Raw genomic sequence first — 24,316 nt, 5'->3', positions numbered from 1 at the left:
GATGAACACGCTCTCCGTGAACGCTGCGCGTCGGTCGGAGAAAAACCGGCTCCACCATGCCGGATCGTGCTCTTTGATACAGCCGGCGCGGGAATGCCCCCCGCGCCGGCTGTCCGCGCCTTGTTAATTTTTCTTGGGTAGCGCGAAGCAGTTAGCGCCCGAGGCGTTCGACTTATCGAGCCAGATCGGACGCGTGTAATAGACGAGATTGCGGCTGCCCGGCTTCTCGCCTGATACCAACAGGGTCTCGGCGGCGAACATCAGGTCGTGGCCCTGCTCGGTCGCCTTGTAGCTCAGGAACTTGTAGAAATTGCCCGAATTGACCTGGTCGCAATCGAGCTGCGAGCCTTCACCGGAGGCGAACACCTTCACATCGTCGATCTTGCCGGCATTGCGGATCGCCTGCGCCGCGCCCGACTCCATGATGCCCCAGAACCCGATCGAGGCGCAGAGGTCGGGATGCTGCTGGATCACCGTCGCGGTGACGTTGAGCGCGGTGTTGGCGTCCCAGTTCGCGGCCTGGTTCGAGACCACCTTGATGTTCGGATCCTTGTTCAAGACCTCCATGATGCCGCCGACCTGGTCGACGCTGGCGGCCGCGGTCAGTTCGCCCTGCACGATCTGGACCTTGCCCGACTTGCCGGAGCCGGTGCCGCAGGCCTTGACGGCTTCGTTCGCCAGCATCCTGCCGATCTCGCGCCAGTCGGCGCCGACAAAGGCGCCGGACTTGTAGTTCGAGGACATGTTGATCTGGATCACATGCGTGCCCTGGCTTTCGGCGCGCTTCAGATCCTTCATCAACAGCGTGACGCTCGGATTCTGCACGATCAGCACGTCGGGCTTCTGATCGACCAGCGCGGTCAAGGCCTGCTGCATCGCCGACGGATTGTTGTTGGGATCGCGCACGACATACTTCATGCCGCGCCACTCGGCCTCTTCCTGCACCACCCGGCCCCATTCGTCGGACAGCGGCACGCCGAGCGCGATCGGCAGATAGGCGATCGTCTTGCCCTGCAGCGCCTTGTCGTAGACGGCACGCAGCTCGCGCGCGGTCTTGGTGCCTTCCTCCTGCGCCGATGCCGCAAACGGCATCGCGGCCAGCGTCACGCCGGCCAGCAGGATCGTCCAGAATTTTGTCGTCGTCTTCATCGTCTCCCTCCACAAAGCAATTTCTTTTGATTGATCTATTTGGCGCGGCGGCCGGCTCAGTCGCCTCGTCTCAGTCCCCTTGCCGCGCGGTCTCCTCGTCGCGGGGATGCAGCCAGTTGTCGAGCACGATGGCGGCCAGCAGCACCACGCCCTTGATGATGTTCTGCACCTCGCTGTTGACGTCCATGATGGTGAAGGCGTTGAGCAGCGTGCCGATCAGGATGCAGCCGACCACGACGCTGAACACGCTGCCGCGGCCGCCGATCAGGCTGATGCCGCCGATCACGACAACGAGCACGACGTCGAAGATCATGGTGCCCTGGGTGATCGCCATCTGCATGCTGCCCGTGGTGCCGACCCAGACCAGGCCCGCAATCCAGGCGAGCAGTGCAACCAGCACGTGCTCGAGCACGATCAGCGGCCGCAGCGCGACGCCGGTCAGCCGCGCGGCCTCCGGATTGTCGCCCTGCGAATAGATGAAGCGGCCGATCGAGGTGCGCGACAGGAACAAATGCATCGCGATTGCACAGGCCGCGAACACCAGGATCGGAACCGGGATGCCGAACAGCCGTCCGGCGCCGAGATACATCAGGCCCGGCGCATCCTTCGGCGCATAGACCACCCAGGCCGGCGCGATCCAGAAGGCGAGGCCATAGATCACGAAGCCGGCAGCCAGCGTCACGAACAGCGCCGGCGCCTCGACGAAGGCGACCATCACGCCGTTGACGACGCCGATCAGCACCGCGACCGCCAGCGCCAGCAGCACTGCCGTGAAAACAGGCATGCCGTTCTGCATGTAGATCAAAGCGATCGCCCAGGAACCCGCCATGATCGCGACCTCGGAGAGGTCGATGCCGCGGCTGATCACGATCAGCCCCATGCCGAGGCCGAGCACGCCGAGGATGGAAATACTCCGCAACAAATTCAGGAGATTGGAGACGGTGGCGAAGCCGTTCAGCGTCAGGCCGAACACGATCAGGAGCGCGATGGTGATCAGGAGCACGATCTGCTCCTGGCTCGGCTTCGCAAACATTGCGCCCAGGCGAGATGATGCCGCAGGGACAGCAACGCCGCGCGATGGCGATTGCACGCTCATCGTTTCCTCCAGGTATTATTTTGCTTGAGACTTTAAGAGTGCCGATTAGTATTCGTCAAATGCATTCGACGGATACGGATTGATCATTTCCATGCATGTACGCGACGTCGATCTGAACCTGTTCGTCGTGTTCGACGCGATCTATTCCGAGGGCGGCGTCAGCCGCGCCTGCTTCCGCCTCAACCTGACGCAGCCCGCGGTAAGCCATGCGCTGAGCCGGCTGCGCGCGATGTTCAACGATCCGCTGTTCGTGCGCCGCAACCACGTGATGACGCCGACCCCGCTGGCCCGGCAGATCATCACCACGGTGCGCCAGGCGCTCAACGGCCTCGAGACGACGCTGACCCACACCCACCGGTTCGATCCGGCGCAGACGCCGAAGCGGTTCGTGATCGGGCTGCGCAACAATCTCGAGGCACCGATGCTGAGCGCGCTGGTCAACCGGATCAGCACCGTGGCGCCGCTGGTCGAGATCGCCACCGTGCGCAGCGAGCGCAACAATCTCGAGCGCGAGCTTGCCGCCGGCACCCTCGACGTCGCGATCGATACGCTGTTGCCGCTGTCGGCGGAGGTGCGGCGCGAGCAGATCCTGACCGAGCATATCGCGGTGTTCGCGCGGCGCGGCCATCCCGAGCTCGGCAGCCGGCTCGACAAGAAGGCTTATTTGCGCATGGAGCATGTCTGCGTGACGTCGCGGCGCAGCGGGCTGTCGTTCGAGGATTTTCAGCTCCAGCGCCTCGGCCTGACCCGCACTGTTCGCCTGACCTGCCAGAATTTCGCAACCGCCTGCCATGTCGTGAGCCGCAGCAACATGCTGCTGACCGCCTCGGAGAGCGCCGCCTCCGTGCTGGAAGATCCCGGGCTGCTGCAGTGCTTCCCCTGCCCGTTCCCGATCAGTCCGCACGTCAATTATCTCTACTGGCACGCCACCGCCGAGGACGACACCACCAATCAATGGCTGCGCGAGCAGTTGCGCGCCGCGGCGGCGCTGCTGGCCGGCAGCCAGTTCGGCCGCAGGAACGGGCGCGCGAAGATGCGGCCCCGCGTGGGATATCCGGCGCCGGCCAGCCTCGCCGCCGAATAGCCGCGTCAGCCCACCACGCGGATCGGGTCCGAGCCGTCCCAAGTCGCGGCCACGGTCCTGATCTTCTCGAAGAACCGCCCCTTCGATCCCGAGATGTCTGAGATCTCGATCACGGTGCCGGCATGGCCGGCGGTGTCGAAATAGGCGAAGCGTCCCTTGGGGCCGCCGATCTGGCCTTCATGACCGACCGTGAAGCCTGCCGCGACGGCGCGGTCATAGAGCGACTGGTAGTCCGTGCTCCAGTACGACATGTGCTGCAGGCCCTCGCCGTGGCGCGCCAGAAAATCCAGATACATCGACGGCGCGTCGTTGCGCTGTTGGATCAGCTCGATCTGCAGATCGCCGGAATTGGCCAGCGCGATCGACATCTCGACCGCGGAGTCCACGCCGCGATAGCGGAACCAATCGACCTTGACCGAGGGGATCAGGAAGAATGGCCCGACCCGCAGTGTCTCGGTCCAGAACTTCAGCGCCGCATCGATGTCGCGAACGACGTAGCCGTTCTGACAGACCTTGCCGAACAATGCGCTCATGCGCCCTCCCCGCCGCTCACAAACCGCTGAGCCCGCTGTCGACCGCGAGCGTCTGCGCGGTGACATAGACGCTTTCATCCGACATGAAGAACAGCACCGCATAGGCGATCTCCCACGCCGTCGCCTGACGGCCGAACGGGATATGCCCCTTGCCGCGCGACGGCCGGCCCGCGCCGGCCTCGCGGCCGTTCGGGGTGTCGACCAGCCCGGGATAGACCAGATTGGCGCGGATGCCGCGCCGCGCGCCCGTGTGTGCGATGTTGCGCATCAGGCCGCCGAGCGCGGCCTTGGAGGAATCATAGACCGCCATCTGCGATCCCGCCTTCAGCGCCGCGATCGAGGAAATGAACACGATCGAGCCGCCGTCTTCGAATTTCGGCAAGGCCGCGCGGCAGCACAGCATCGGGCCGCGGACATTGACGTCGTAGATCCTGTTCCATTCCTCCGCGCTGACATTGTCGAGCCCGGTCTTGCCGAAGGTACCGATGTTCAGCACCATGCCGTCGAGCCCGCCCATCGTGCGATGCGCCTCGTCGATCATCCTGATGACGTCGGCTTCCATGGTGACATCGGCGGCGATCGCGAAAGCGTGGCCGCCGTCAGCAGCGATGCGCGCAACCGTGTCCTCGGCCGAGGCGCGGTTGAGGTCGGCGACCGCGACATGCGCGCCCTCGCGTGCGAACAGCAGGCTCATGGCGCGGCCGTTGCCGATCGGATCGGTCGCGGCATCGAACACCCGCTGGCCGCCGCCGACCACGAGGATGCGGCGGCCGTTGAGCCGCCCCCTGCCCGGCGCGGTGCCGGCCGATTCCGCGCAGAGCGGACGGACATAGCGCTCCGGCTTCGTGTCTTTATTGGCCTCTTGCGAAATCTCCGACATCTCGTCAATCCCGCTTCTTGCCGCCTTCGAACACGGCCATGCCGGCGGCCGGATCGAGATCGGTCTCGGTCGCCTCGGTCAGCCGCGCCATCATCATGTAGAAGCCGAGCGCGACGATCGTCTCGACGATCTCCTGATCGCTGAAATGCTCGCGCACCGTGGCAAAGGCCGCATCGCCGACGCGGACCTTCTCGACCACCTCGCGGCCGAAGCGAAGCAGCGCACGCTCGGCTGCGTTGAGTGCAGCATCGTCGTATTCGCCGCGCTCGACGGCATCGATCTGCGCCTGGGTGACGCCGACACCGAGCGCGATCGGCACATGTTGCCGCCATTCGTAGGCGCCGCCCTCGAGCTGCGCGGCCTGCAGGATCAAGAGCTCGCGGTTGACCGCCGACAGCTTCTGCTTGTGCAGGATCGAATTGGCGAGCCGCATCGCCGGGATCATATTGGCCTCGGCATGGGCCATCATGCGGAAGATGTTGAGCTTGACCGGCATGCGGTCGAATGAGGCGCGGATCTCTCCGCTCGTCGTCTCCGGATCAATCAGGGGCAGTCTTGCCACGCGTGTCCTCTCCCTTGTTCTTCGTTTTTTCTTGTTCGTCCGGCTTTCCCGGCGCGTCCACCTAAAGCACCTCGCCGACCGAGATCAAGCAGGCCACCCGAGATGGCCCGAATTGCGGGGTTCTGCCATGCGGTTCCGCGCTTGAATCCCCGTGCACGGGCAGGCATAAGGACCCTCATCTCCCTAAAAAATGCCCTTAGCCCAAGGATTTGAGAAGGATTTACGATGCCCGCCTATCGCTCCCGCACCACCACCCACGGCCGCAACATGGCGGGTGCACGCGGCCTCTGGCGCGCCACCGGCATGAAGAACGAGGATTTCGGCAAGCCGATCATCGCGGTGGTCAATTCCTTCACCCAGTTCGTGCCCGGCCACGTCCATCTGCAGAATCTCGGCCAACTGGTCGCGCGCGAGATCGAGAAGGCCGGCGGCGTCGCCAAGGAGTTCAACACCATTGCGGTCGATGACGGCATCGCGATGGGTCACGACGGCATGCTGTACAGCCTGCCCTCGCGCGAATTGATCGCCGACAGCGTCGAATACATGGTCAACGCGCATTGCGCCGACGCGATGGTCTGCATCTCCAACTGCGACAAGATCACGCCCGGCATGCTGATGGCGACGCTGCGGCTCAACATCCCGACCGTATTCGTCTCGGGCGGACCGATGGAGTCGGGCAAGATCCTGCTTAAGGGCAAGAAGCGCGCGGTCGACCTGATCGACGCGATGGTCGCGGCCGCCGACTCCAACGTGTCGGACGAAGAGGTCGCGGTGATCGAGCGCTCGGCCTGCCCGACCTGCGGCTCCTGCTCCGGCATGTTCACCGCGAACTCGATGAACTGCCTGACCGAGGCGCTCGGCCTCGCGCTGCCCGGCAACGGCTCGGTGCTGGCGACCCACGCCGATCGCAAGAGCCTGTTCGTCGAGGCCGGCCACCTGATCGTCGACCTCGCCCGCCGCTATTACGAGCAGGACGACGCCAAGGTGCTGCCGCGCAACATCGCGAACTTCAAGTCGTTCGAGAACGCGATGACGCTCGATATCGCGATGGGCGGCTCGACCAACACCGTGCTGCATCTGCTCGCCGCCGCGCGCGAGGGCGAAGTGCCGTTCACGATGACCGACATCGACCGCCTGTCACGCAAGGTGCCGGTGCTCTGCAAGGTCGCGCCCTCGGTGCAGGACGTCCACATGGAGGACGTGCATCACGCCGGCGGCATCATGGCGATCCTCGGCGAGCTCGACCGCGCCAAGCTGCTCACGACCGACGGGCCGACCGTGCACGCCGCAACGCTGGACGATGCGCTGAACCGCTGGGACGTGGTGCGGACCACGAGCGACAAGGTACGCAACTTCTATTGTGCCGCGCCGGGCGGCGTGCCGACCCAGGAGGCGTTCAGCCAGGACCGCCGCTTCGACGAGGTCGATCTCGACCGCGCCAAGGGCTGCATCCGCGACGCCGCGCACGCCTATTCCAAGGACGGCGGCCTCGCCGTGCTGTTCGGCAATCTTGCGGAAGACGGCTGCATCGTGAAGACCGCCGGCGTCGACGAGAGCATTCTGAAGTTCTCAGGTCCCGCCCGCATCTTCGAGAGCCAGGACGCATCGGTCGAAGCCATCCTTGGCAACAAGGTGAAGGCCGGCGACGTCGTGCTGATCCGCTATGAGGGACCGCGCGGCGGCCCGGGCATGCAGGAGATGCTGTACCCGACCAGCTATCTGAAGTCGAAAGGCCTCGGAAAGGCCTGTGCGCTGATCACCGACGGCCGCTTCTCGGGCGGATCGTCGGGCCTGTCGATCGGCCACGTCTCGCCGGAAGCCGCCGAAGGCGGCCTGATCGGCCTCGTCGAGGAAGGCGATATCATCGAGTTCGATATCCCGAACCGCAAGGTCAACCTCAAGGTCGACGATGCCGAGCTGAAGCGCCGTCGCGCAGCGATGGAAGCCAAGGGCAACGCGGCCTGGAAGCCGGCAGCGCCACGCAAGCGCGCCGTCTCGACCGCGCTGAAGGCCTATGCGGCGTTCGCCAGCAGCGCGGCCAAGGGTGCGGTTCGCATCCTGCCGGAGTGATCGGGGCGAGCTGAACTCGGCCGTTCACTTCGCAAGAGCGAGTTGGCTTCTCCTGTGTCATTGCGAGCGCAGCGAAGCAATCCTTCTGTCCGCACATGCGGAACCATGGATTGCTTCCACGCTTCAGCGCAAAATTGCTCTGCAATTTTGTCGCGAGCTCCTCGCAATGACGGCACCATTGGATCGCGCCCCAAACTCCCACAGGGAGAGGTCGGATGCCGCCACACGCGGTCCATCTGGTTCAGGCGTGCAAGTCGGCCGCCTCGATCCGGATGCGGTCGGCATGCAGTGACCAGTCGCACAGCGATTGTTCCTGGCAAAACTTGACCTTGGCCATCTCGGTGGCCTGGCCCTCGCTCGAGGCGTCGATCTCAAGCGCGCCCTGGCAAACCTCGCGCTCGCGGCCATTGCCGCCGAGCACGTCCTTCATGAAATGAACGACGAAGCGTGACATGGAACCCTCCCTGCTGCACCGGCAGAGCCCGGGGGTACCACGCTAGCACTAACACGAAAGGGTAGTGAGTTAATTCGGCTGATACGCGTGCGACTGTTCGCAGCGGGGAAAGCTACGCGCCGGCCTGCGGCAGGCTGGCGGCAGCGATCGCGACGATCTGCGCAAGACGGCGGCCGATCCTGGCGGGCGCGTTGCGGAGCAATGACTGGACCTGTCGCATGAACCTCTTCCTTCCGTGCCCGGAATGGACGGGCACCGACGGAAAATGGCGATTTCAGGCTAAGTCGTCGATATCTCAGGGAAAATAACAACGGACGCGTTGCGAGGCGGTCGTCCGGCAGTGGATTTATTGCCCCGATCGAGGCTACGACGAAGGAGATTTTCTCCGGTGTTTTTGCCCGCGCAACAACGCTCGCACGGCTGGCCGCTTGTGCGAGGGAAGCACCGGCGGAAGAGTTCCCTTCCGCCCTTGCGGGTATTCTCCCCCGCAAAGCCCAGCGCTTGTACGATTTCTGAATATTGGAAATGTACCCCTGAGTTGCCCGACGCGTCAAGCTGCCTGCTCGAACGCCGACAGCCGCCAGCTCCTTTGCATGGGGTTGTTTTCGATATTTTTGGCCGCGCGCAGCCGCGGCCCCCGCTGGGGAAGGCCCGACCCTACCCCGGCATGAACCCGAACGCCCTCTCGAACCGTCTTGCGTAGACCGGCCACACCTCGGGATTGATGATGCGCGGCGGGCGCTTGCCGTCGAGGGCGTCGAGGATCTGCTCGGCCGCGATCCGGCCCATGTTGATGCGCGCCTCGCGGGTGACGCCGGCGGTGTGCGGGCTCGCCAGCACATTGTCGAACTGCAGCAGCGGATGATCCGGCAGCGGCGGCTCCTTGTCCCAGACGTCGAGGCCCGCACCCGCGATGCGCTTTTCACGTAGTGCCTCTTCCAATGCCTTCTCGTCGTGGATGAAGCCGCGCGCAGTGGTGACGAAGTAGGCGTGCGGCTGCATCAGCGCGAACTGGCGCGCGCCGATCATGCCGCGGCTGTTCTTGTCCAGCGGACACGAGATCGAAACAAAGTCCGCGCGACGCAGGAGATCGTCGAGCTCGACCTTCTCCCCGCCCCGCTTTGCCATCTCATCCGCCGTGAGATAGGGATCGTAGGCGATCACCTTCATGTGCAGGAGGCCCTTGCACAGCTCGGCGATGCGGCGGCCGACATTGCCGAGCCCGACGATGCCGACGGTCTTCTCCTTCAGCTCGTTGCCGATCAGGTCGTTGCGGTTGACATTGGCCTCGCGCCGCAGCCTGCGGTCGGACTGGATGATCCGCTTCGACAGCGTCAGCATCATGCCGAGCGCGTGTTCGGCGACCGAATTGGCATTGCCGCCGGACTGGTTGACGACAAGCACGCCCGCCGCGGTGCAGGCATCGACATCGACGGGATCGAAGCCGGCACCATTCGACGACACGATCAGAAGATTCGGCGCACGCTTCAACAGCTCGGCGTGGGCATGGAAATGCGGCGCCAGCTCATCGCGGGCCGCGCCGATCTGATAGGCATGCGCGTCCGCGAGAACCGGCGCGAACGTCGCCTCCGGCGTCTCGTTCTCGAGACGATCGAGCCGGACGTCCGGCCGCTTCTTCAGGATGTCGACGTAGATCTCGTGGGCGAGGTATTTGACGTAGAACACGCGCTTGTTGTTGACGGTCATGTCTTCGAGCAGCTTTCAGTTTGGGAAGCCATAGAGTCGTGCGGGATTGTCGACCAGGATACGGTGCCGGGTCGCCGCATCCGGCGTCCAGTCCTGGAACAGCGTCAGCAGATGGCCGGCGTCAGGCATTTCGCCTTCGACCCGCGGATGCGGCCAGTCGCCGCCCCACACCAGCCGTTCAGGATTGGCCGATACCAGCGCCTCGTGGAACGGCCGCGCATCGGGATAATCAGGGGCCCGCCGGCTCAGGCGATGCGCGCCCGAGAGCTTGGCCCAGCACCAGCCTTCGTCCACCGCACGCAGCAGGCTCTGAAAGCCCGCGGTGTTGATGCCGGCGGCAGCATCGGTGCGGCCCATGTGATCGACCACGACCGGCAACCCGAGCGCCTTCAGCGTCGGGATCGTGTCAGGCAAATCCCTCACGTCGATCCAGAGCTGCAGATGCCAGCCGAGCTCGGCCATCACGCCCGCATGCGTCTCGGCAACGTTCAAGGGAATGCCGCCGCGATAGTGCAACTGCCCGCCGCGGAAGAAATGGTTGAAGCGCAGACCGCGGACGCCGAGCACATGCCATTGCCGCAGCGTGCCTGCCGCCACATCGGCATCGGCCACCGCGACGCCGCGCAGCCGCGCGGGCTCACGCTGCAACGCATCCAGCATCGCCGAATTGTCGTGGCCGTGCGCGCTGCCCTGCACCAGCACGCCGCGGGCGAAACCGAGTGCATCGAGCATGCCGAGATAGGTCGCGAGCGGCGCGTCCGGCGGCGTGTAGCTGCGATCGCCGGCATAGGGGAAGCGGTCAGCCGGGCCGAACACATGCGCATGCGTATCGCAGGCCTTTGGCGGCAGCTTGTCCCTTGGCGGCGTCACCGGACGCGGCGGCAGGCAGGCGGGAATTTCCGACGCAGCCATGTTCTATTCCGTCTTCATTCCGGCAGCCTTGATGATCGGCCCCCATTTGTCGTAGTCGGCCTTGATCTTGGCGGCGAACTTGTCCGGCGTGGAGCCGATCGGGATCGCACCGAGCTTGCCGAGCCGCTCCTTCACGGCATCGGTGTTCACGGCCGCGACGAAATCATGCGAGATCTTGGCGACGAGGTCGGCCGGCATGTTGCCGGGCCCGAGCAGCCCCCACCACACCTCGGTGTCATAGCCCGGCACGGTCTCCGACATGCTGGGCACGTCAGGCAGGAACGGCGCACGCGAGCCGGTCGTCACCGCCAGCGCGCGAACCGTGCCGGCCTGCAGCTGCCCGACCGATTCTGGTCCGTTGTTGAACGACAGCGGAATTTGCCCGCCGAGCAGATCGTTGATCGCGGGCGCTCCGCCCTTGTAGGGGATCGCACTGATCTCGATCTTGGCGAGATTGTTGAGCAGCTCGCCGGCCAGATGGGTCGAGGTGCCGTTGCCGGCATGGGCGAAGGAGAGACTGCCGGGCTTCGCCTTCGCCGCAGCGATGACGTCGGCGACCGATTTGAACGGCGAATCCGCGCGCACCAGCAGCACGTTCGGCGACGACGCCAAGAGCGAGATCGGCGAGAAATCCTTGAAGGTGTCGTAGGGCAGCTTTGGATAAAGGAACGGATTGGTGGCATGGCCGCTCGCCACCATGATCAGATTGTAACCGTCGGGCGCGGAGGTCGCGATCGCCTGCGAGGCGATCACCCCGCCGGCGCCGGGCCGGTTCTCGACCACGATCGATTGCGTCCAGGTCTTCGACACCGCTTCGGCGAGCGTCCGCGTCAGCACATCGACGCCGCCGCCGGGCGGATATGGAACGAGAATGTGAACGGCCTTGGCCGGGAACGGCTGCGCGGACGCAAGCCCGGTCACAAAAATGGCCGCTGCCGCAATGGCGGTCCGCCAGACCCATCCGGCCATCGACGCCTCCCGTCCCTTTTTTCGTTACGCCTGTATCGCACGTTGGTTCGGCGCTGCGATGGCCGAATTCCGCAGATCGCGTTGCGGCCGCGACATGTTGACAATCGCAGGCACCGCGTCAAGTTTCGTGCGGCAAGCGGCCACCAGCGTCGCGCGAGCAGGGAGAACAGGATGGCGGCCGCGGAACAAGCCTCGTCCCAGAAGTCAGCGACCAGCTGGCACGGCATCGTGCTGCAGACGCTGAAGCGGAACGAGATCAAGCTGGTGCCCTATGTGCCCGACCGGGTGCTGACCACGCTGATCAAGGACCTGCACGCCGATCCCTATTTCACGACATTTCCGACCGCGCGCGAGGAAGAAGCGGTCGGCATCGTTTCCGGTGCCTGGATGGCGGGCACGCGCGGCGCGGTGCTGATGCAAACCTCGGGCTTTGCCACACTGGCCAATGTGCTGGCCTCGCTCGCGGTGCCCTATCAGATTCCGCTGATCATGTTCGTCTCCGAGCGCGGCACGCTAGGCGAGTTCAATTACGGCCAGGCGCTGGTCTGCCGCACCATGCGCCCGGTGCTGGATTCGCTGGCCATGGAGCATCACACCATCACCCGGCTCGACGAGCTCGAATTCATTGCCGACCGCTCGATCAAGCAGGCCGTCACCACCCAGGCGCCGGTGGCACTGATCCTCTCGCCGCTGCTGACCGGCGGCAAGACCTTCGACAAGTGAGATCAGCCATGACCAGCACCCCCGCGCGCAACACCAAGGTGATGAACCGCTTCGAGCTCACCCAGCGCCTCGTCGCCGGGCTGAAGGACGAGGCCGTGATCGGCGGCATCGGCAACACCAATTTCGACCTCTGGGCCGCCGGCCACCGCCCGCAGAATTTCTACATGCTGGGCAGCATGGGCCTCGCCTTCCCGATCGCGCTCGGCGTCGCGCTGGCGCAGCCGAAGCGGCGCGTATTCGCGCTCGAAGGCGACGGCTCGCTGCTGATGCAGCTCGGCTGCCTCTCGACCATCGCGACACTGGCGCCGAAGAATCTCACCATGGTGGTGATGGACAACGGTATCTACCAGATCACGGGCGCGCAGCCGACGCCGGCCGCCGGCCATACCGATATCGTTCAGGTCGCAATCGCCAGCGGCATCGCGAGCAGCTCATGGGCCGCCGACGAGGACGATTTCGAGCGGCTGATCGAACAGTCGAAACAGACCTCCGGCCCGACCCTGATCGGCGTCCGCATCGACGACAAGCCCGGCACCGGCACCACCCGCCGCGACCCCGTGCAGATCCGCGAGCGGTTCATGCATGGGATGGGGGTGAGGCAGCTGCTGTAGGCAAGACCCGGCGGCCGCGCATCCGTCATTGCGAGGAGCTCGCGACAAAATTGCAGAGCAATTTTGCGCTGAAGCGACGAAGCAATCCATGCATCCGCGCATGCGGTTGGATGGATTGCTTCGCTGCGCTCGCAATGACGGCAGTCGGGCCCGTATGAGTTCGACTCAATTCATCCTCAACTCCGTGATGTGCCGCGGATCCGGTGCCAGCTCGCCGCGTTCGACGCGCTTGACGATGTCGGTCAGCGCGGCATTGGCATTGCAGGTGATGCCGAGCTTCTCGCCTTCGCGAACCACGAGCCCGTTGAGGAATTCGATCTCGGTGCGGCGGCCCTTCTGCATGTCCTGGCCCATCGAGGGACGCTGCGCCGACGAGGTGCGCTTGGCATCCTTGAAGCGCTGCTCGTCACAGGCGCGCGTTGCGGCCTCGTCGCCCTCGCCGGCGCGGGCGATGGTCTCGGGCGGCAGATGCAGGATCTCCTCCAACTGATAGCCCTGCGCCTGGCCGACGCGGATCGCCTCGCTGCCGAGCCGCGTCGAGAAGCGGCGCAGCGGTTCGCTTTGCAGCACTTCGCCGCCCGTTAGATCAGTGCAGGCCGAGAGCCCGTTGCCCATCACGTTGGCGACGAGCTTGGACCAGCGCTCGCCCCAGAGATTGGAGGTGACCTTGGCGCTGTCGGAATAACCGACCAGGCGGCAGACTTCCTCCGCCCGCGCCGTGATGCGGCCATGCACCTCGCCGGCGCGAAACACGGTGTGCGCTGCACCGCCCTTGCCGGCGCCGCGGTGGATGTGGCCGGGCTCGGGCAGATTGACGGTGATGCTGCTTGCGATGCAGCCAAGCGTCTTGCCCCAGCCGACGATGCCGGCGATGGTCTCCTCGTTCATGCAGTTCTGCAGCGACACGACGTAGCCGTCCGCCGCCAGATATTGCCGGATCAGCATGGTGGCCCAGTCGGTGTCGTAGGACTTCATGCAGACGAAGGCGATGTCGACCGGTTTCTCTTTCGCCAGCTGCTGCGCGTCGGTGACATCAAGCGCGCGCACCGGCACCGAGAATTCCGCGACGTCCATCGCGTGCGTGACGCGCAGTCCGTGCTTGCGCATGTGCTCGACATGCGCGGGCCAGGGATCGATGAAGGTGACGTCCTCTCCCGCCTGCACCATATGCGCACCGGCGTAGCCGCCGACAGCGCCCGCGCCGACGATCGCGATCTTCCGAGCCATGTCTCCATCCCCTGCTCTTGATTGAGACGAACGCTGGCTGCGTCCATCCGTTGCGGATCAGTTTAGGGGATCGCGGCGTCAGGCCAACCGGTCGCTTCATGAAAAAAGCGGGCCCGTGCCATGCCGGTATTCATGGGACCCACGAAAATCGGACCACGAAAATCCCCGCGGGCGATGGGCCCGCGAGGATGTCATTTCCTTGCTTTCGTCATTGCGAGCGTAGCGAAACAATCCATGCTTCAGCATACGCGGCGCGACGGATTGCTTGGTCGCTTCAGCGCAAAATTGCTTGCAATTTTGTCGCGAGCTCCTCGCAATGACGGTGGAACAGGCGCGATCACGCGATCAGTCGATGATCTTGACGATCCGGCGGGTGCGCGGCTCCACAATCACGCGGCGATCATTGACGACCGCGTAGCGATACTCGGTGTAGCGCGGCACCGGGCGCAGCACGACGGTGTCGGGCAGCGGCTCGCCGACGACGACGCGTTCACGCACCACCACCGACGGCTCGCTGCGCGGGATCGATGTGATCACCGCATTCGGAATCTCGAGGCCGGCGCCGACCGCGGCACCCACCGTGCCGCCGACGATCTCGCCGACAGGGCCCGCGATTTCGCCACCGGCCCGCGCGCCGTTCGCGGCACCCGCCGCGGTCGTGGACTGCGCGAAGGCCGAGCCGGACGCGAGCAGCGACGCAGCAGCGACAAGGGACACAGCAAAACGCTTGTTCATGATTCTCCTCCTCCGAATTGATCGATGCCCCCTCAACATCGCAAGCAACGAGAACGTTCCAGTTCCAACGCTGCAACCCGCGTAACTCCAGTTCCGCGCACAATTCGCTTGATTCCGGCACGAACGAAAATGCTACTCCGAACAACCTTCGAAGCAGCATTCATCCTGGGTTCAGATTCAGAGATCGTTCAGAACAGAGCGCGCGGCGCGCCGTTCATTCCGACGGCTTTTGATCGGCTCGCCGTCTCGGAGCTCGCCGTCTTGGCGGCGGTGCAGCCGCTGGCTTGATGCGGATTCGCATCGTCCCGCCCTTCGACTCGATCTCGAAAGCGTTGGTCCTGCGCACCAGCTCGCCGAGGGTGCGGAAGCCGTAGGTCCTCTGATCGAAATCCGACGCGAAATTGGCCAGCTGCCGTCCGACCTCGCCAAGCGTGACCCAGCCGTCTTCGCTCGCCATCTGGCTGATGACCTTCTTGATGATCGGCGTGGCGGCCTCGGGCGGCTGCAACGGCTGCGCCCGCACGGCGGCATCCTGATTGCTCGGCGCGCCGCCGCGCAGATTCTCGGTATAGACGAACCGGCGGCAGGCCTGCCGAAAACTCTCCGGCGTCTTCTGCTCGCCGAACCCGAACACGTCGATGCCGTGCTCGCGGATGCGGGCGGCAAGCCGGGTGAAATCGCTGTCCGACGACACCAGGCAGAACCCGTCGAACCGGCCGCTGTGCAGTAGGTCCATGGCGTCGATCACCAAGGTGATGTCGGATGCATTCTTCCCGGTCGTATAGGCGAATTGCTGCTGCGGGATGATGGCGTGCTTCGACAGTATGTCGGCCCAGCCCTTGGACCTGGGATTGGAGAAGTCGCCGTAGATGCGGCGCACACTGGCCTCGCCGATCTTGGCGATCTCCTCGAACAGCCCATCGGCGATCTTGGCAGATGCGTTGTCGGCGTCGATCAGGACGGCCAGACGAGGCGAACGGAGTTCGGAAGGCATGGCATTTCTCGGCTGGGACAGGATGAATGGACAATTCCGCAGACAGCTGCGGAACCTGCGCAGCTGCCGTATCGGAGCACATCGCGCGTCCCAAGCATAGGCGGCATCGCCAAGACGTCGCGGCGATGCCAGCCTTGAGGCGGCGAGGTCAGATCACCTCGCCCAAGTCGATCGCCCGCCTGGCGAACTCGATGGCCTTCTCGGCGGTGATCGCGTCCGCTGTGGTCGTCGCCTCGTCGCGCACCGACGGCGGCGAAGCGATCCGGATCTTCTTGCCGTTCGAACGGCGGATGGTCGCGCGCCAGCGATCGACATCGCGCCGGTAGGCATCGATGACAAAATCCCGATAGCTGACGCCGCTCATCAGCGGCTGAATCGATGCCGCTTCGACAGTGAGCGGCCGGCTTGCGATGTCGCGCACCATCTCGACAATGGTCTCGACGGCATGCTCACGCGCGACGCCGGTCGCGTCCCTGAGCAGATAGTTCACCGCCGCGCCGATCTGCGCCCTCGCGCGATCGTCGCTCGCAAAATCCAGATCGGCCTGAACTGACATATGGGGAAAACGCCTCCGCCCGACGCAACATCGGATACCTCCAGGCATCCGGCACCTTGCAACTACGTGACGTTTAGTCGGCTCCCCATTAAAGCCGGATTATCCGTTAGCCCCCGATTTCTCGGATGCCGTTAACCGGCTCTTGATGCCGCTTCACAGGATGCTCGACGCGACAAGGATGGTCGGCCGGATCACGGGAGGACCGCGCTACGCGCCGATGTGTCCGCGGCCCCGCCCGGTGCCGCAGCCCGGTCCCCGCCGCCAATTCGCGCGTGATCAGCAATTGACATATCACTGCTATCCGTGTGACATTTTATTAAAAGGGGCCGACAAGAGCCCATCAATCTCTACTTGGGGAGGCAGCAATGACCATTTCCGACGTCACCGCGGCAGCGGGAAGCCGGGCTCCGGCCGCCGTTGCGCGAACCGCGCAGGCGCAGCAGGTCGCCGATATCGCGGCGCGGCTCGAACGCCTGCCGCTCACCTCCTATCAGCGCTGGATCTTCGGAATCATCGCGACCGCGTGGTTCTTCGACAGCATGGATCTGGCCGCGCTCACCTTCGTGCTCGGTTCGATCCGCCAGACCTTCGGCCTGTCGACGGCGGAAACCGGGCTGCTGTCCAGCATGAGCTTCCTCGGCATGTTCGCGGGCGCCGCGTCCGCCGGCCTGCTCGCCGACCGTTTCGGCCGCGCCCGCGTCTTCCAGGTCAGCATGATCTTCTGGGGACTGGGCAGCCTGTGCTGCGGTCTGTCCACCACGGCGACCGCGCTCGGTGCGTCCCGCCTGCTGCTCGGCTTCGGCATGGGCATGGAGTTTCCGGTCGCGCAGTCGATGGTCTCGGAGATCATGCCGGCGCGCAACCGCGGCCGCTACATCGCGTTCCTCGAAGGATTCTGGCCGCTCGGCTTCATCGCGTCGGGCTTGTTGACCTACTTCGTGCTGCAGGTCGCCGACTGGCGCTGGGTCTTCATCCTGCAGGCAATCCCGGCCGTGTTCGTGCTGGTGGTGCGCCGCTTCGTTCCGGAATCGCCGCGCTGGCTTGCGTCCCACGGTTATTCGGAGCGGGCCGAAGCGACCGTGCGCGACATCGAATCCAGGGTCCGCGACCGTCTCGGCGGCAAGGAGCTGCCGCCGGTGGTGCGCCAGGTGGCCGCCCCCGCGTCCGAAGTGACCGGCCTGAGAACGCTGTTTTCGGGCATCTATGCCAAGCGGACCACGATGTTGTGGACCCTGTGGTTCTTCGCGCTGCTCGGCTTCTACGGCCTGACCACGTGGCTCGGCGCGCTGCTGCAGGCCAAGGGCTTCCCGATCACCAAATCGGTGTTCTACACCATCCTGATCTCGCTCGCGGGGATCCCCGGCTTCCTGGTCTCGGCGTGGCTCGTCGAATCCTGGGGCCGCAAGGCGACGCTGGTGATGAACCTGCTCTGCGGCGCGATCGCCTGCCATTTCTACGGCTCGGCGGCGGACCAGACCCAGCTCATCATTGCCGGCCTCTGCATGCAATTCTTCCTGTTCGGCATGTGGTCGGCGCTCTACGCCTATACGCCCGAACTGTACCCGACCCATGTCCGCGCCACCGGAACGGGCTTTGCCTCCGCGGTCGGCCGAATCGGTTCGCTGATCGGCCCCTATGTGATCGGCGTGATCCTGCCGGCGGCCGGACAAGGCGGCGTGTTTGCGCTCGGCGCCGGCGCGTTCGTGGTGGCGGCGCTTGCGGTGCTGTTGCTCGGCGAGGAAACCCGCGGCCGGACGCTGGAAAGCATTTCGCACTGATGGGCGCGCGGCGCGCCGTCCGGTTCGGCGCGGCGCCGATCGACCGGCCTTGTCATTGCCATCGGGCGTGTGAGATATCTGCTGTACAGCAGCACTCACGATCCTGATGGTAAATTCGAGCAAACGATCCAGCACGGTGCGCGTGCGCACAGCAGGAAGCCGCCGGCCGGCACGGCAATCGTCCGCCGCCGGCGACAAGCCGCGCGGTTCCGCGCCGGCCCCGCTCCCGCAAAGCGACGTCACGCTCACCGATCGCGCCTATGCCGAGCTGGAAGAGCTGATCGTGACGCTGCAACTGCCGCCGGGCACCGCGCTCTCCGAGCTCGTGCTCGCCAAACGGCTCAACATCGGCCGAACCCCGATCCGCGAGGCCTTGCAGCGCCTGTCGCGCGACGGCCTCGTCAACATCCTGGCCCGCCGCGGCGTGCTGGTGTCCGAGATCGACCTCAGGGCCCAGCTGCGCCTGCTCGAAGTCCGGCGCGAGCTGGAACGGCTGATGGCGCGCGGCGCCGCCGAGCGCGCCACCAGCGAGCAGCGCACCCAGTTCTCCGAGATCGCCGCCGGCATGCGGCGCGCGGCGGAGAAATCCGACGACCTGCTGTTCATGCGGCTGGATCACCAGTTCAACACCCTGATCTCCGCGGCGTCGCGCAACGAGTTCGCCTCCCGCGCCATGGGCCTGATGCATGGCCTGTCGCGCCGGTTCTGGTACCAGCATTACAAGGAAGCGGCCGATCTGCCGCTCGCGGCGCGGCTGCATGCCGACGTCGCCGAAGCCGTCGCCGAGCGCCGCGTCGACGCCGCGGGCGCGGCCTCCGATAGCCTGATCGACTACATCGAGAGTTTTGCACGTTCGACGCTGTAACGGCTCTCAGAGCTCGACGACCGTGCGGATCGAACGTCCGCGCCGCAGCGCCTCGAAGCCGTCATTGATGCTGTCGAGGCTGCAGCGGCCTGTGATCAGTTCGTCGAGCTTGAGCCGGCCGTCCAGATAGGCCTGCGCCAGAAAGGGAAAGTCGCGCCGTGGCCGCGCGCCGCCATAGCTCGAGCGGCGAAATCGCTTCTCGCCCATCAACGCGCCCCAGCGAAAACTCACGTCCCGCGTGACGTCGATCTTGCCGAGCCAGATCACCTCGCCGCCCGGCCGTACCGCCTCCGCGGTCTGCCGAAACGCGTTGGGATGGCCCGCCGCCTCGAGGATGACGTCGGCGCCGCGGCCGCCCGTCGCCTGCTTTGCGAACTGGACCGGGTCCTCGCGGGCCGCGTTGACGACGTGCGTGGCGCCGAGCTGCCGCGCCAGCGCCAGCTTTGCATCATCGAGGTCGACCGCGATGACAGCACCTGCGCCGGCAAGCCGGGCGCCCTGCACCGCTGCCAGCCCGACCGCGCCGCAGCCGGTGACCATCACGGTATCGCCGTGACCGATGGCGGCGACGTTCAGCGCGGCGCCGACGCCGGTCATGACGCCGCAGCCGATCAGGCACGCGCGGTCGAACGGGATGTCGTTCGGCACGACGATCGCCTGCTGGGCCGGCAGCACGACATATTCCGAGAACGCGCCGAGGAACATCAGGTGCGTCAGCTTGCGTCCGTCCGCGAGCTGCGCCTTCGATGCGCCGTCGAAATGCACGCCTTCCGCGCCCCGCGCGAGATAGGTCTCGCACAGGATCGGCTGCGCGCGGTCGCAGTGAAAGCAGTGCCCGCAATGCGGATTCCAGGACAGGATGACGCGATCGCCGACGCTGATGTCGCGCACCGCGCTGCCGATTTCCTCGACCACGCCGGCCGCCTCGTGCCCGAGGATTATCGGCAAGGGATAGCGCAACGATCCGTCGATGACTTCCAGATCGGTGTGGCAGAGCCCCGCGGCGCGCACCTTCACCACGACGTCGGTCGGCATGGGCGGCGCAAGCGATACGCGCTCGACGGAGAGCGGCGTTCCGCTTTGATGCAGCACCGCCGCGCGACAGGTCAGGGTCATCTCAGGAATTCTCTGCCGGGGGCATCAGATCAGCACGGGCTCAGGCCGTCTGTCCGGAGCGCAGCGCCGCGACCGCCTCGTCGAGCTCGGCCGAGGAGAGCTCCCATTCATTGTCGAAATTGGCGACGACGCGCCGCATGAAGCTCTCGTGCAACGCTTTCGCGGCAGCGGCATCGTGCAGATGGTCATAGAGCAGCGCGAAGGCCAGTTGTGCCGGCTCGGGCCCCTCGTAGCTCCATTCAAAGCCGTGTTCGGTGAGACGAAGCTGGTCGTAATGCGGTGACAGCGGCTTGCCGTCGACCAGCACCGAAATGCCGTCGATGGTGCGGTCCCCGGTATAGCTCGCCATCGGATCCTCCCTGTGCTGCAGCATCATATCAGGAGCTCGGTCAGGATCCCGGCGGACGCATCTTGAGGTCCTTCTTGACGACCTCGGGGAATATCCACATCGCGACGGTTGCGAACACGCCGAGGAAGGCGACCGCATAGCTCGGTCCCTGCTGGCCCAGATAGACCATGAAAAAGTATCCGCAGGCTGCCGTGGCGAGGCACGCCAGCGACAGCATGAGCTTGATGTGGCTTGGCATCGAGACCTCCCTTCAGGTCATCCAGTTGTGAAACGACGGTGCCGCCACGCGGACCAACAGCGCGAGCGCGGCGATCATGGCGCAACAGGACAGCCGCAATCCCGCGCGTCCGTCGCGCCACCATTCCGGCAGCGCCTGAAACAGCCCGGGCAAAAACAGGAACAGCACGCCGCCGACGACAACGATTGTGGTCCAGCGCAATTCGGCCAGCGCGAACGCCAGCGTGCCGGCGAGCAGCACCACCCATAGTGCAGTCGTCATCGTCACCGGCAGGACGGCGCGCCCGCGCAGCGGGTACATCCCGGCCAGTTGCAGGAAGCCGATGCAGCACACGCTCCACAGCAGGCCGAACCAGGCGAGGCCTGCGAGATTGGGTTCAAGCTGCGGCATGCGGCACCGATTGCTCCTTCGCCACGACCCGCGGCGTCCGCGCCGTGCGGCGCATGTCGGTCTTCACGTAGCGCGTGCTGTAGCCATTGAAGACGTGGCCAAGCAGGCCGCGATTGAGGTCGGAGGTGCCGAACACATAGTCCATCACCGGGAAGGTCAGATTCATGTTCCGCTCCATCATGATCGACTGGTTGTGATGGGCGGTATGATGCCGGCGAATGGTGTTGACGAAGGGCATGTTGCGCACGAAGGCATTTTCCTCGACGTGGCAGCAGAAATGCATGAACTCGTAGATCAGGTACATCGAGGTCGTCGTGGTGATCAGCAGCCAGCCGGTGTTGGCCGAGATCACAAGGCCCGCGACGATCGCCGGCGGGATCGACATCAGAGTAAACACCACGAGCGCATAGGGCGGGAAGAAGGTGACGCGCCAGTCGTGATGATCGGCGAAGCGCATCTCCTCCTCGGTGAAGAACTGATGGTGCATCAGCGTGTGGCGGCTGTAGATCGCGCGCAGCAAGGGCACATTCGAGGGCCGGTGCATGACGAAGCGGTGCACCGCCCATTCGAAGAAGTTTGCGATCAGGAAGACCACGGGAATGGTGAGGTATTCCCACCATTTCACGTCGTGCACATTGGCCAGATAGACGTACAGCGCCGTGAATCCGATCGTGTAGATCAGCACGACATGCAGCCAGCCATTGTACCAACCCACCACGCGCTCGCGGTAGGTCGCGCGATATTTGCGCTGGCGGTCGGTCATCCCTGTTGCAGCCAACTCCATCGCGGGTCCCTCCGTCATTCATTATCTGACATATCAGTAGCACATCAGTTGCCAAAGGCAAGCTGCCTTGGTGGGCCGGACGCGGTCAGGAAAAGGGATCGGCGCGCGGAACCCACGCAAGACGGAGCAGGAAGGCCTGGCTGGATTCGAACGGTCAGGCGGGTTGCGCCCTGCCCGCCCACCCCGGCGAAGGCTCGGACGGAAGCGACCCCCATGAAAAAAAGCCGCCCCGGACGGTGTCCGAGGCGGCCTGTGGTATTCGACAGATCAGAAGGTCAGAGCAGGCCCGCGCCGCGCGCCCACTTGTACTTGGCGCCGAGCACCTCGACCGGGAGTTCGGTCGAATAGGCGTAGGCCGGGATGCCGTTCTGGTAGAGATACTCGGCGGCTTCCTCGACCTCGACGTCGCCGGCGAGCGAGGCGACGATCGGCTTGACGAAGCCCTTGGCCTCCATCTCCTTCTTCACCTCGACCATGTTGCGCGCGAACACCATCGGCGGCGTCACGATGGTGTGCCAGTAGCCGAGGATCAGCGCGTGGATGCGCTCATCCGACAGGCCGAGCTTGACCGTGTTGACGTAGGTGATCGGCGGCTCGCCGCCGGTGATATCCACAGGATTTCCGGCCGCGCCGAACGGCGGGATGAACTTGCGGAACGCCGCATCGAGATCCGGCGGCATTTGCATCAGCGACAGGCCGTTGTCGACCACGGAGTCGGAGAGCAGCACGCCGGAGCCGCCGGCACCGGTGATGATCAGCACGTTCTCGCCCTTCGGCGTCGGCAGCACCGGCACGCCGCGGGCGAATTCGAGCAGCTGCCGCAGGCTGCGGGCACGGATCACGCCCGACTGCTTGAACACGTCCTCGTAGATCTTGTCGTTGCCGGCGAGCGCGCCGGTGTGCGACGAGGCCGCCTTCGCACCCGCAGACGTGCGGCCGGCCTTGAGCACGACCACCGGCTTCTTCTTGGAGACGCGCTTGGCGGCTTCCGCGAAGGCGCGGCCATCCTTCAGGTCCTCGCAGTGCTGCGCGATCAGGTTGGTGTTGGGATCCTGCTCGAAAAAGGCGAGCAGATCGTCCTCGTCGATGTCGGACTTGTTGCCGAGGCCGACGATCGCCGACACGCCCATCTTGGCCGAGCGCGAGAAGCCGATGATCGCCATGCCGATGCCGCCCGACTGCGACGACAGCGCGGCGTGGCCCTTGACGTCATAGGCGGTGCAGAACGTGGCGCAGAGATTGGCCGGGGTATAATAGAAGCCGTAGATGTTCGGCCCCATCAGGCGGATATTGTACTTCTTGCCGACCTCGACGATCTCGGCCTGCAATTCCGGCGCGCCGGCCTCGGCAAAGCCCGAGGGAATCAGCACCGCGCCGGGGATTTTCTTCTCGCCGCATTCGGCGAGCGCGCCGGCGACGAATTTCGCCGGGATCGCGAACACCGCCGTGTCGATCACGCCGGGCACGTCCTTGACGCTCTTGTAGGCCTTGTAGCCGAGGATCTCGTCGGCCTTGGGGTGGATCGGATAGATCTCGCCCTTGTAGCCGCCGTTGATGAGGTTCTTCATCACGGAGTTGCCGATCTTGCCGTCCTCGGCGGAGGCGCCGATCACAGCAACGCCCTTCGGCTGCATGATTCGGTTCATCGCGGCGACGATCTCTTCGGTCGGACGCGGCGCCGGGCGCGGCTTGTAGTTGAAGTCGACGACGATGCGGACGTCGGCCGCGATCGCGTTCTTGCTGGTGGCGAACACCGGGTTGAGGTCGAGCTCGACGATCTCGGGGAAATCGCTGACCAACTGCGACACCTTGACGATGACGTCGGCGAGCGCCTCGCGATTGACCGCCTCGCCGCCGCGCACACCCTTCAGCATCTCATGCGCCTGGATGCCGTCGAGCATCGACAGCGCATCATCCTTGGTCGCGGGCGCGAGGCGGAAGGTGATGTCCTTGAGGATTTCGACCAGCACACCGCCGAGGCCGAAGGCAACCAGCTTGCCGAACGAGCCGTCGGTGATCGAGCCGACGATCACCTCGGTGCCGCCGCCCAGCATCTGCTGGACCTGGATGCCCTCGATCTTGGCATCGGCCTTGTACTTCCTGGCGTTGGCGAGAATCGTCTCGTAGCTCTTCTCGGCCTCGGCGGCGCTCTTGACGCCGACCACCACGCCGCCAGCCTCGGTCTTGTGGAGGATGTCGGGCGAGACGATCTTCATCACGACCGGGAAGCCCATGTCGGAGGCGATGCGGGCGGCCTCGGCCGCCGACTTGGCGACACCCTCTTTCGGCACCGGAATGCCGTAGGCGTCGCAAACCACCTTGCCTTCGGGCGCGGTGAGGCTCGTGCGCTTGTCGGCCCTGACCGCATCGAGAATTTTGCGGACCGCATCCTTCGAATTTGACATTGGCTTCCTCCTGGGACAGATTTCGTGGCATTTGGTATGCCAAAAACGCAATTGTCAAGGTCGGTCGAGGTCCAAAAAGATCGAAAAATATAGGCAGCTTGACATTCTGGTATTTGGCATGCCAAAAAT

General features: G+C 65.0%; 25 protein-coding genes. 6 read left to right on the top strand and 19 right to left on the bottom strand.

The window, feature by feature from the left end:
- Positions 1-123: 123 nt before the first annotated feature.
- Together ACVIHF_RS08540 and ACVIHF_RS08535 are read right to left on the bottom strand one after the other, a co-directional pair.
- Positions 124-1,149 carry a sugar ABC transporter substrate-binding protein gene (locus ACVIHF_RS08540; protein ID WP_028331499.1) on the bottom strand — a complete coding sequence of 342 codons (1,026 nt, stop codon included), beginning with the start codon at positions 1,147-1,149 and terminating at the stop codon, positions 124-126.
- Between the two features lie 70 nt (positions 1,150-1,219).
- Entirely contained in the window at positions 1,220-2,245 is a 1,026-nt protein-coding gene (locus ACVIHF_RS08535) for an ABC transporter permease (protein ID WP_225163682.1), read from the bottom strand.
- A gap of 91 nt (positions 2,246-2,336) precedes the next feature.
- On the opposite strand from ACVIHF_RS08535, the gene ACVIHF_RS08530 reads away from it, so the two are divergent.
- A complete protein-coding gene (locus ACVIHF_RS08530; protein ID WP_253609441.1) occupies positions 2,337-3,329 on the top strand; it encodes a LysR family transcriptional regulator in 993 nt (330 codons plus the stop codon).
- Between the two features lie 5 nt (positions 3,330-3,334).
- Here ACVIHF_RS08530 and ACVIHF_RS08525 read toward each other — a convergent pair whose 3' ends face one another.
- The 3 genes from ACVIHF_RS08525 to ACVIHF_RS08515 are packed head-to-tail and all read right to left on the bottom strand — an operon-like array spanning position 3,335 to position 5,304.
- Positions 3,335-3,862 (bottom strand): VOC family protein, encoded by a 528-nt coding sequence (locus tag ACVIHF_RS08525; RefSeq protein ID WP_092079822.1) that lies wholly within the window; start codon positions 3,860-3,862, stop codon positions 3,335-3,337.
- A 16-nt stretch (positions 3,863-3,878) separates the two neighbouring features.
- Positions 3,879-4,742 (bottom strand): SDR family NAD(P)-dependent oxidoreductase, encoded by an 864-nt coding sequence (locus ACVIHF_RS08520; protein WP_253609443.1) that lies wholly within the window; start codon positions 4,740-4,742, stop codon positions 3,879-3,881.
- Positions 4,743-4,746: 4 nt separating this feature from the next.
- Complete coding sequence (locus ACVIHF_RS08515) at positions 4,747-5,304, bottom strand: carboxymuconolactone decarboxylase family protein (RefSeq protein WP_057020285.1); 558 nt, start codon at positions 5,302-5,304, stop codon at positions 4,747-4,749.
- Positions 5,305-5,529: 225 nt separating this feature from the next.
- On the opposite strand from ACVIHF_RS08515, the gene ilvD reads away from it, so the two are divergent.
- A complete protein-coding gene (ilvD, locus tag ACVIHF_RS08510) occupies positions 5,530-7,374 on the top strand; it encodes a dihydroxy-acid dehydratase (protein WP_253609444.1) in 1,845 nt (614 codons plus the stop codon).
- Positions 7,375-7,615: 241 nt separating this feature from the next.
- Here the strand turns inward: ilvD and ACVIHF_RS08505 are convergent, their stop codons facing one another.
- The 4 genes from ACVIHF_RS08505 to ACVIHF_RS08490 all read right to left on the bottom strand — a co-directional run bounded on the left by ACVIHF_RS08505 (position 7,616) and on the right by ACVIHF_RS08490 (position 11,416).
- Positions 7,616-7,828 carry a hypothetical protein gene (locus ACVIHF_RS08505; protein WP_028345217.1) on the bottom strand — a complete coding sequence of 71 codons (213 nt, stop codon included), beginning with the start codon at positions 7,826-7,828 and terminating at the stop codon, positions 7,616-7,618.
- 657 nt (positions 7,829-8,485) lie between these two features.
- A complete protein-coding gene (locus ACVIHF_RS08500; RefSeq protein ID WP_253609445.1) occupies positions 8,486-9,535 on the bottom strand; it encodes a hydroxyacid dehydrogenase in 1,050 nt (349 codons plus the stop codon).
- Positions 9,536-9,550: 15 nt separating this feature from the next.
- A complete protein-coding gene (locus ACVIHF_RS08495; protein ID WP_253609446.1) occupies positions 9,551-10,447 on the bottom strand; it encodes an amidohydrolase family protein in 897 nt (298 codons plus the stop codon).
- 3 nt (positions 10,448-10,450) lie between these two features.
- Positions 10,451-11,416 (bottom strand): Bug family tripartite tricarboxylate transporter substrate binding protein, encoded by a 966-nt coding sequence (locus ACVIHF_RS08490; RefSeq protein WP_456791895.1) that lies wholly within the window; start codon positions 11,414-11,416, stop codon positions 10,451-10,453.
- A 171-nt stretch (positions 11,417-11,587) separates the two neighbouring features.
- On the opposite strand from ACVIHF_RS08490, the gene ACVIHF_RS08485 reads away from it, so the two are divergent.
- Positions 11,588-12,139, top strand: coding sequence for a thiamine pyrophosphate-binding protein (locus ACVIHF_RS08485; protein ID WP_253609448.1), 552 nt, complete (start codon positions 11,588-11,590; stop codon positions 12,137-12,139).
- A gap of 8 nt (positions 12,140-12,147) precedes the next feature.
- Positions 12,148-12,750 (top strand): thiamine pyrophosphate-dependent enzyme, encoded by a 603-nt coding sequence (locus ACVIHF_RS08480; RefSeq protein ID WP_253609449.1) that lies wholly within the window; start codon positions 12,148-12,150, stop codon positions 12,748-12,750.
- A gap of 165 nt (positions 12,751-12,915) precedes the next feature.
- Here ACVIHF_RS08480 and ACVIHF_RS08475 read toward each other — a convergent pair whose 3' ends face one another.
- From ACVIHF_RS08475 to ACVIHF_RS08460, 4 genes are all read right to left on the bottom strand, one after another.
- Entirely contained in the window at positions 12,916-13,977 is a 1,062-nt protein-coding gene (locus tag ACVIHF_RS08475) for a ketopantoate reductase family protein (protein WP_253609450.1), read from the bottom strand.
- Between the two features lie 345 nt (positions 13,978-14,322).
- The gene (locus tag ACVIHF_RS08470) at positions 14,323-14,712 is read right to left on the bottom strand and encodes a DUF1236 domain-containing protein (RefSeq protein WP_253609451.1); all 390 of its coding nucleotides are present in this window, start codon (positions 14,710-14,712) and stop codon (positions 14,323-14,325) included.
- Between the two features lie 214 nt (positions 14,713-14,926).
- Positions 14,927-15,706 carry an NYN domain-containing protein gene (locus tag ACVIHF_RS08465; protein WP_253609452.1) on the bottom strand — a complete coding sequence of 260 codons (780 nt, stop codon included), beginning with the start codon at positions 15,704-15,706 and terminating at the stop codon, positions 14,927-14,929.
- 148 nt (positions 15,707-15,854) lie between these two features.
- Entirely contained in the window at positions 15,855-16,262 is a 408-nt protein-coding gene (locus tag ACVIHF_RS08460) for a hypothetical protein (RefSeq protein ID WP_253609453.1), read from the bottom strand.
- 365 nt (positions 16,263-16,627) lie between these two features.
- On the opposite strand from ACVIHF_RS08460, the gene ACVIHF_RS08455 reads away from it, so the two are divergent.
- Entirely contained in the window at positions 16,628-18,040 is a 1,413-nt protein-coding gene (locus tag ACVIHF_RS08455) for an MFS transporter (RefSeq protein ID WP_057020275.1), read from the top strand.
- A gap of 106 nt (positions 18,041-18,146) precedes the next feature.
- Positions 18,147-18,905 (top strand): GntR family transcriptional regulator, encoded by a 759-nt coding sequence (locus ACVIHF_RS08450; protein ID WP_253609454.1) that lies wholly within the window; start codon positions 18,147-18,149, stop codon positions 18,903-18,905.
- A gap of 6 nt (positions 18,906-18,911) precedes the next feature.
- Here ACVIHF_RS08450 and ACVIHF_RS08445 read toward each other — a convergent pair whose 3' ends face one another.
- The 6 genes from ACVIHF_RS08445 to ACVIHF_RS08420 all read right to left on the bottom strand — a co-directional run bounded on the left by ACVIHF_RS08445 (position 18,912) and on the right by ACVIHF_RS08420 (position 24,187).
- Entirely contained in the window at positions 18,912-20,021 is a 1,110-nt protein-coding gene (locus ACVIHF_RS08445) for a Zn-dependent alcohol dehydrogenase (protein ID WP_253609455.1), read from the bottom strand.
- Between the two features lie 40 nt (positions 20,022-20,061).
- Positions 20,062-20,370: a DUF6166 domain-containing protein gene (locus ACVIHF_RS08440; protein ID WP_253609456.1), complete on the bottom strand. Its 309-nt coding sequence runs from the start codon at positions 20,368-20,370 to the stop codon at positions 20,062-20,064.
- 40 nt (positions 20,371-20,410) lie between these two features.
- A complete protein-coding gene (locus tag ACVIHF_RS08435; RefSeq protein ID WP_024579640.1) occupies positions 20,411-20,608 on the bottom strand; it encodes a hypothetical protein in 198 nt (65 codons plus the stop codon).
- 12 nt (positions 20,609-20,620) lie between these two features.
- The gene (locus ACVIHF_RS08430) at positions 20,621-20,998 is read right to left on the bottom strand and encodes a DUF4175 domain-containing protein (protein WP_253609457.1); all 378 of its coding nucleotides are present in this window, start codon (positions 20,996-20,998) and stop codon (positions 20,621-20,623) included.
- The gene (locus ACVIHF_RS08425; RefSeq protein WP_253610056.1) at positions 20,985-21,782 is read right to left on the bottom strand and encodes a sterol desaturase family protein; all 798 of its coding nucleotides are present in this window, start codon (positions 21,780-21,782) and stop codon (positions 20,985-20,987) included. The genes ACVIHF_RS08430 and ACVIHF_RS08425 overlap by 14 nt, the downstream gene beginning before the upstream one ends.
- Positions 21,783-22,057: 275 nt before the next feature.
- Positions 22,058-24,187 (bottom strand): acetate--CoA ligase family protein, encoded by a 2,130-nt coding sequence (locus ACVIHF_RS08420; RefSeq protein WP_057020270.1) that lies wholly within the window; start codon positions 24,185-24,187, stop codon positions 22,058-22,060.
- Between the last annotated feature and the right edge of the window lie 129 nt (positions 24,188-24,316).

It is taken from the genome of Bradyrhizobium sp. USDA 4506 (genome assembly GCF_054058795.1).
The sequence above is the reverse complement of the archived record's forward strand: the minus strand, read 5'-3'. Positions and strand labels throughout refer to the sequence as shown.

Excerpts from the sequence above, each read along its gene's own strand:
- ACVIHF_RS08540 (WP_028331499.1), bottom strand. The coding sequence starts at position 1,149 with ATGAAGACGACGACAAAATTCTGGACGATCCTGCTGGCCGGCGTGACG.
- ACVIHF_RS08535 (WP_225163682.1), bottom strand. The coding sequence starts at position 2,245 with ATGAGCGTGCAATCGCCATCGCGCGGCGTTGCTGTCCCTGCGGCATCA.
- ACVIHF_RS08530 (WP_253609441.1), top strand. The coding sequence starts at position 2,337 with ATGCATGTACGCGACGTCGATCTGAACCTGTTCGTCGTGTTCGACGCG.
- ACVIHF_RS08525 (WP_092079822.1), bottom strand. The coding sequence starts at position 3,862 with ATGAGCGCATTGTTCGGCAAGGTCTGTCAGAACGGCTACGTCGTTCGC.
- ACVIHF_RS08520 (WP_253609443.1), bottom strand. The coding sequence starts at position 4,742 with ATGTCGGAGATTTCGCAAGAGGCCAATAAAGACACGAAGCCGGAGCGC.
- ilvD (WP_253609444.1), top strand. The coding sequence starts at position 5,530 with ATGCCCGCCTATCGCTCCCGCACCACCACCCACGGCCGCAACATGGCG.
- ACVIHF_RS08505 (WP_028345217.1), bottom strand. The coding sequence starts at position 7,828 with ATGTCACGCTTCGTCGTTCATTTCATGAAGGACGTGCTCGGCGGCAAT.
- ACVIHF_RS08500 (WP_253609445.1), bottom strand. The coding sequence starts at position 9,535 with ATGACCGTCAACAACAAGCGCGTGTTCTACGTCAAATACCTCGCCCAC.
- ACVIHF_RS08495 (WP_253609446.1), bottom strand. The coding sequence starts at position 10,447 with ATGGCTGCGTCGGAAATTCCCGCCTGCCTGCCGCCGCGTCCGGTGACG.
- ACVIHF_RS08490 (WP_456791895.1), bottom strand. The coding sequence starts at position 11,416 with ATGGCCGGATGGGTCTGGCGGACCGCCATTGCGGCAGCGGCCATTTTT.
- ACVIHF_RS08485 (WP_253609448.1), top strand. The coding sequence starts at position 11,588 with ATGGCGGCCGCGGAACAAGCCTCGTCCCAGAAGTCAGCGACCAGCTGG.
- ACVIHF_RS08480 (WP_253609449.1), top strand. The coding sequence starts at position 12,148 with ATGACCAGCACCCCCGCGCGCAACACCAAGGTGATGAACCGCTTCGAG.
- ACVIHF_RS08475 (WP_253609450.1), bottom strand. The coding sequence starts at position 13,977 with ATGGCTCGGAAGATCGCGATCGTCGGCGCGGGCGCTGTCGGCGGCTAC.
- ACVIHF_RS08470 (WP_253609451.1), bottom strand. The coding sequence starts at position 14,712 with ATGAACAAGCGTTTTGCTGTGTCCCTTGTCGCTGCTGCGTCGCTGCTC.
- ACVIHF_RS08465 (WP_253609452.1), bottom strand. The coding sequence starts at position 15,706 with ATGCCTTCCGAACTCCGTTCGCCTCGTCTGGCCGTCCTGATCGACGCC.
- ACVIHF_RS08460 (WP_253609453.1), bottom strand. The coding sequence starts at position 16,262 with ATGTCAGTTCAGGCCGATCTGGATTTTGCGAGCGACGATCGCGCGAGG.
- ACVIHF_RS08455 (WP_057020275.1), top strand. The coding sequence starts at position 16,628 with ATGACCATTTCCGACGTCACCGCGGCAGCGGGAAGCCGGGCTCCGGCC.
- ACVIHF_RS08450 (WP_253609454.1), top strand. The coding sequence starts at position 18,147 with ATGGTAAATTCGAGCAAACGATCCAGCACGGTGCGCGTGCGCACAGCA.
- ACVIHF_RS08445 (WP_253609455.1), bottom strand. The coding sequence starts at position 20,021 with ATGACCCTGACCTGTCGCGCGGCGGTGCTGCATCAAAGCGGAACGCCG.
- ACVIHF_RS08440 (WP_253609456.1), bottom strand. The coding sequence starts at position 20,370 with ATGGCGAGCTATACCGGGGACCGCACCATCGACGGCATTTCGGTGCTG.
- ACVIHF_RS08435 (WP_024579640.1), bottom strand. The coding sequence starts at position 20,608 with ATGCCAAGCCACATCAAGCTCATGCTGTCGCTGGCGTGCCTCGCCACG.
- ACVIHF_RS08430 (WP_253609457.1), bottom strand. The coding sequence starts at position 20,998 with ATGCCGCAGCTTGAACCCAATCTCGCAGGCCTCGCCTGGTTCGGCCTG.
- ACVIHF_RS08425 (WP_253610056.1), bottom strand. The coding sequence starts at position 21,782 with ATGGAGTTGGCTGCAACAGGGATGACCGACCGCCAGCGCAAATATCGC.
- ACVIHF_RS08420 (WP_057020270.1), bottom strand. The coding sequence starts at position 24,187 with ATGTCAAATTCGAAGGATGCGGTCCGCAAAATTCTCGATGCGGTCAGG.